The following is a 3295-nucleotide window of genomic DNA, read 5'->3' on the forward strand; positions in this document are numbered from 1 at the left end:
CCCACACCACATTGAGTGCTGAGCTCTTGGTTCATGACCAGCGTATTCACCTTGATAGGGATAATCGGAAGGATTGAGAAAACGCACACGAAAAACGCGAGCATCTGTTTGGTCTCGATGCGATTAAGTCCCAACAACCCTTTGTTGCCTTCATCTTCCCCTTCTTGGAGTACTTCGACCCACACTTGGAAAACGATGATGCACATCATGAACACCATGATGTTGGTCTGATTAAGAATGACCATCAACTTGTTGGCAATATACCACCCCTCAAGGGTCATGATGGCGGAAAGGGGATCGTTGACTACCATAGTGTGATTGCTCCTGACCAAGTTAAGAAGATAAACAGTTCGTTAAAGACCGCGACCACCGCAATCGGGGCCAAATGTCGTTTTTTGGCTTTCATAAACAAAAGGCCATAGGTGGCACTACGAAAAAGCATCATGGGTACGCTGTAGGCGTGGCTGACCAGTACCTTCTCATCGAGAACGACAGTCAGAGCGACACCAATCAGCAATAAAGCGAGCAGCAAAAGGGCGCTTACCCATCTTGATGCCCGAGGTTTGGCTTGTGTTGTCATTATTGATTATCCTGTGTTGGGGTTAATTGTTGCTGTAAAAGCACTGAATCCGTTTCCGGTACAATCGGCAGTTGTCCTGCGCGTGTACGTTGGTATTGCTCCACCACTTGCGTTGCGGTTCGGCTACCAATGGCTTGTCTGGTCTCGGCTTCAAACTTTAAGAGCTCGATTTCTTTTTCAAGCACGTTGACCGCTTGATTAATCTCTTCTTGAGCAAGTTGATGTTGAGCCAGATTGACCTCATATTTTCCGGTCAGCAGCGCACGTCGTGCGTGTAAGGCCTTTTCCATGCTGTGTGAGATAGCCAGCTCTGAGGCAATGCGCGTCATGTTGTTGTCATCTACCTTGCTGTCCACCAAAGCATCGATAAGAGGCTGAGGAAAATGCTTGCTCTCTTTACCTGTTGCGATAGCCAGGCGCAGCTCTTTTTCAAGCGCTAGGGTTTCTTTTGTCACTTCTGCGCTCAGCCCCACCCCTGCCGTAGCACTGGTTTTGCTCTTATCCATGCCTGTTTGTACTGAGCGGCTACCGATAACTTGGGTAAGCCAAGTAGACATCTCGCCGGCACTTGTCCAGTAGCGGTAAATCCCCTCTTTGTTTTTCGCTTCTTGGTCATTGGCCAACATGTCAAAGCCCACCATCGCGGCATCTTTTGGGGCGTTCAGTGGCGGCTGATTGCGACCGCCGCGAGATTGGCCGCCCACCCAGATGATACCGTTATCGCCCATCTCTTTCATGGCGCGCTCTTTGGCCTTGACCGCATCCCCACTTTTCACCGCTTGAGTCCACGCTTGCGCTCTCGCTGCCGTGTTGTAATCACTGCCTTGAATCACCCCAGCCATCTCTTCGGTGATGTTTTCACATGAGGTCTGGCCATCATCAAAATCAAACTTGCCTTGCAGTACCCCGTTGGTGAGCATGTCATAAAGACCAGGGTCTCTTTTTTGGATGAAGTAGCCGGGTAAGCTTGCAACCGCTGAGGTGGCATTGCTGAGCATGTCACCCATCATGTCTTGAAAGCCGCTAGTGACGCCGTTGAGCTGGTTTTTGATGGTCACTTTCGGGTCTAGCAGTCCACACTGCAGGTTCATATCCCAGCCAACACCTAAGGTTTTGGTTTTTATGCTTTCTTCGCGCGCCGGTAGAGATATAACCGGACCGCCGCCGATAGCGTAATGCAGCACATCGGTGCCGGCACTGGCTTGAAAGGTCACAGGGAGCGCGCTGGTCAATGCCAACGCCAAAGCACATCGTTTCATCGATATCGTCCTCAATTTATTCGCCAAAATGGGCTACTAATTTCGCGCCTTTACGCTCGCAGCCTTTGTACATTCGCCATACCGCCCAGGCGTAGTCGTCTTTTTCAGAGCGCAGCTCGGCATAAGGGTCTGTCGTGGTCGTACTGTCATCAAACTCAGGCCACGGGTAGGCCTCTTCTTGCTTGTGCGGGTAAATCATCTGAAAGGCGGTCTCATCATTACCCGCTTCCACCCCTTCTGGCGGCCAGTAACCTGCGCGTTTTTTTGCAACCAGCGGCTGATAGAGGCGGCTCTCTCCTTCTCTTGTCACCAGGTGCATCGCGCGAAAGGCCGCAAGCGCCGCCGCTTTAAACGGATGAGGCTGCAGCGCAAACCCGCCTCGTGGAAAAACGTTGCCAAAGTTTCCAAGGGTGTCACTCATTGGGTTCCAAGTGTCTAAAGTAAAAAGGTCTGGCAGGTTGTAGCGCCAGCCAAGTGGGTCAAGGCTTGAGAGGTAATAAGGCATCATGGATGCCGCCGGACTCTCCACAAAGTAGCCAAGCGAGCCCAATAGGCCATAAATTGAATCAACACCGGGATGACCAATCACATCGACGTTGTTAAACGCCGTGGTTGGGTTATCCACGCCTTGAACTGTGCGCGGGTGACTCTTACCGCCCGACTCTGATAATGGATTTGCAGGCGATAGCCACTGCAGCTCAGACCATGGGCTCTCTCCGGTTTCTGGGTAGCTCATCACAACCGCATCCGGTAGGCGGTGTTTGACCTTGATTGAGGTGTCAGTGGAGCACCCTACCGGCGTGCAGGTCATCCAGACACAAGTCCCAATCACTTCATAATCCAAGCAATCAGGGCACGCGCTGCTGGCAAGCACCTCAAGTGTGTTGAATCCTGTCTCTGATTGCGTCTGTGCATTGGCGCTTGCAAAAGAAGGTGTAGCCATTGCTGCAAGCCCCAGCATCAAGAGTGAGTTGATGGCTCTCATCGCTCCCCCCTGTAATCCATGCGTGCCTGTTCAATTTGTTTGGCTTTGAGTAGCGCCGCATCGAGCTCGCTAATGCCGTACTCACGCATCAAATCGCGACGTTTTTTCTTCGCCTTACCATCGGTTTCCCCAAGAGCCAGATAAAGCGCGGGCGGGACAATACGAAAGCGCGCCATTAAGGTGTCGTTACGACCGGTGACCACCCCTTCTTTGAATTTGTTGTCTTCTGCGGTCATTGAGCGAATGAGCTCTTTTTCTGCAGGTCGCAATTTTTTAAACGCTTCTAAGTTGGTCAGCTCATCTTCTGGCATGTTGAGCATTACCCACCATTCCGCGTTGTTGAGCATCTTTCTGGCAATCGCAGGGAAGTCAGCGAGGTCTTGAGTGGCCAGCCAGAACCAGGCTTGAAGTTTTCGCCACATCTTGACGATTTTTACCGCGTAAGGCGCCAGCAGTGGGTTGGTTGCAATT

3 protein-coding genes and 2 pseudogenes are annotated in these 3295 nt (G+C 51.6%); all 5 read right to left on the bottom strand.

Features of this window, described 5'->3' with window-relative positions; all coding sequences use genetic code 11:
- Positions 1-311: pseudogene (locus RH85_RS11880) on the bottom strand (conjugal transfer protein TraG N-terminal domain-containing protein); the annotation flags it as partial.
- Complete coding sequence (locus RH85_RS11885; protein ID WP_006712494.1) at positions 305-580, bottom strand: hypothetical protein; 276 nt, start codon at positions 578-580, stop codon at positions 305-307. The gene RH85_RS11885 and the pseudogene RH85_RS11880, both read right to left, overlap by 7 nt.
- Positions 580-1839 carry an integrating conjugative element protein gene (locus tag RH85_RS11890; RefSeq protein WP_006712495.1) on the bottom strand — a complete coding sequence of 420 codons (1260 nt, stop codon included), beginning with the start codon at positions 1837-1839 and terminating at the stop codon, positions 580-582. Before RH85_RS11890 ends, RH85_RS11885 begins: the two co-directional genes overlap by 1 nt.
- A 16-nt stretch (positions 1840-1855) precedes the next feature.
- Positions 1856-2824: a TIGR03756 family integrating conjugative element protein gene (locus tag RH85_RS11895; RefSeq protein ID WP_006712496.1), complete on the bottom strand. Its 969-nt coding sequence runs from the start codon at positions 2822-2824 to the stop codon at positions 1856-1858.
- Positions 2821-3295 (bottom strand): annotated as a pseudogene (locus tag RH85_RS11900) (conjugative transfer ATPase); the annotation flags it as partial. The gene RH85_RS11895 and the pseudogene RH85_RS11900, both read right to left, overlap by 4 nt.

Source organism: Vibrio ichthyoenteri ATCC 700023 (genome assembly GCF_000222605.1).
Classification (GTDB): domain Bacteria; phylum Pseudomonadota; class Gammaproteobacteria; order Enterobacterales; family Vibrionaceae; genus Vibrio; species Vibrio ichthyoenteri.

What these genes read in the sequence shown, in the direction of transcription:
- RH85_RS11895 (WP_006712496.1), bottom strand. Translation starts at nt 2,824, where the DNA reads ATGAGAGCCATCAACTCACTCTTGATGCTGGGGCTTGCAGCAATGGCT.
- RH85_RS11890 (WP_006712495.1), bottom strand. Translation starts at nt 1,839, where the DNA reads ATGAAACGATGTGCTTTGGCGTTGGCATTGACCAGCGCGCTCCCTGTG.
- RH85_RS11885 (WP_006712494.1), bottom strand. Translation starts at nt 580, where the DNA reads ATGACAACACAAGCCAAACCTCGGGCATCAAGATGGGTAAGCGCCCTT.